We start from the raw sequence: 1,858 nt of genomic DNA, 5'->3' as shown, positions 1-1,858 counted from the left end.
GTTTAATTCTGTGAAACGGTATCAGAATTTAAAAGTTTTTGCTTTATGATTACTGTAGATTAATATTTTGAATGATGTAGGTATTTAGTAACCAAACCCCTACTCTTAATTGAACCATGTAATTATTTGATATCCAAATGACAAAAAATTAAAAGGATGACAAGAAAATAAATTCTGTCATCCTTTATTTTTTAATACCCCCAAGGGAATTCGAATCCCTGTCGCCTCCGTGAAAGGGAGGTGTCCTAGGCCTCTAGACGATGGGGGCTTAGTTCTTTGTTTTCACTTTTATAAAGATAGCGAATCTCAAGATAAATGTCAAGGGGTTTGAAAAATTTTTTTTCTCAAAACTTTTTGGCCATAGTTATACAAGGGAGTTCATTAATGGATAATTGATAATGGATAATTGATAATTACCTCAAGGAAAATCGAGAGGATTGAATACAAGGAAATATTCTGGCACTTTTCTTTTGGTCGATTGGATATGGCGTTTTGCTGGCGCAAAGCTTTCCGTTCCGGAAAGCTCCGAAGATTGAACGCTTTTTCTCTTGAAATAGAAGGCTTTAGACCTTATTTTTTGGTAAAGGTTTGAATATTTGAATCTCTAATAAATAGTCCTTCTTTCTTCTTTCTTCTTCCTTCTTCCTTTTTCCTTCCTTTAAATTAAGATTCTCCCTTTGCTTGCAAGGCCATCTGAGCCGAGATACCATCATTCTGGTCTCCAAAATACCATAAAATAGCAGCAGCCTCAGCCCGACTAACTGTCTTATCTGGCCTAAATAACCTAGTATAACCGAAAACCCGACGAATATTAGAAAACTCATTCTCAGCATCTGCTAATACTGCCCTCAAAGCAGCAGGGTCAATTTTAGAAGTATCTTGAAAATCCCAAGCTGCCTTAACTTTCTCTATTGTCGCTTCTGGTAATGGCTTGCGAAAATCTAAAGGCACCTTCCAAAGAATTAAATCCTCACGGGTTAAAAAATCATCTGGGCGAAACTTAACCACATTAATATCCCCAGATAAAGGACTAGGAATTAAACCTGATTCTGCCAAACCTTGAATTATAGAAAAGTCGGGGTCAGTTTTTGGCACATCTTCAAAAATCGGTTTTTCATTTGCTCTAGCTAATCGGACGTGTTTAGCAGGATTATTAGCAAACATCTCATTATTTGCACTTACTAACCATCTCGCATATACACGCCGACTGACAAGATTTTGAGGTTTAACTAAAGTATTCGTGGCATCAGGGTTATCTTGATTGTTGGTTTGTTCCTGCTGAAATACTCCCAGTTTGGCCAAGTCTACAATGTATGGACGTAAACCTGTAGGCACATCCCTGAGAACTTTTTTTAATACAGGAGACTCTGAAGGTGTGGGGGTAGGAGGAGGTGGCATACCATCAGTAGGAAATGGTGTTGGTGTCGATAGTGCTGCTACTGCGGGAGTAGGTAATTCTTCGGGCGATCCTGTGAGATTAGGCAGTGGCTGAATTTCTGGTTGGAGAGTTGGTGGTAAAGTTGAGGTTGCAGAAGGTTCAGATTTCTCCAGTAATTCGGAGTCAGAAGTTGGGGAGATTTCTGAAGGAAAATTAGTCGGCAGTTGTACTGGTTTTTCTGGTTCTTGGTTGTTTTGAGTAGAGGTTTCAGTTAACTGATTAAAGGGAGGATTATTTTTTAACTGGGGGTCTGCTGCAAAGATTTGCTGTAACTCTTTACTTGCTGAATTATTTGCACAACCACTGGCAGAAATTAATAAACAAATAGTTAGACTAGCAAATATCGCAGGTTTACTTAATAACATATTCATAAAAATAAATTTTAAATTTACTTAGTATTTTTAGGGAGAAAATAAATAT

Annotated in this window: 1 protein-coding gene and 1 tRNA gene; both read right to left on the bottom strand. The window is 37.5% G+C overall.

The annotated features are described in order from the left end of the window. Window positions 1-195: 195 nt before the first annotated feature. Window positions 196-268 (bottom strand) — tRNA-Glu (locus AFK68_RS00395). A 395-nt stretch (window positions 269-663) separates the two neighbouring features. Continuing rightward, window positions 664-1,809, bottom strand: coding sequence for an S-layer homology domain-containing protein (locus tag AFK68_RS00390; RefSeq protein ID WP_246843905.1), 1,146 nt, complete (start codon window positions 1,807-1,809; stop codon window positions 664-666). Between the last annotated feature and the right edge of the window lie 49 nt (window positions 1,810-1,858).

It is taken from the genome of Hydrocoleum sp. CS-953, from assembly GCF_002260545.1.
In the GTDB taxonomy this organism is placed as follows: domain Bacteria; phylum Cyanobacteriota; class Cyanobacteriia; order Cyanobacteriales; family Microcoleaceae; genus Trichodesmium.
This window is presented reverse-complemented; position numbering and strand designations above follow the sequence as displayed.

Excerpts from the sequence above, each read along its gene's own strand:
- AFK68_RS00390 (WP_246843905.1), bottom strand. The coding sequence starts at position 1,809 with ATGAATATGTTATTAAGTAAACCTGCGATATTTGCTAGTCTAACTATT.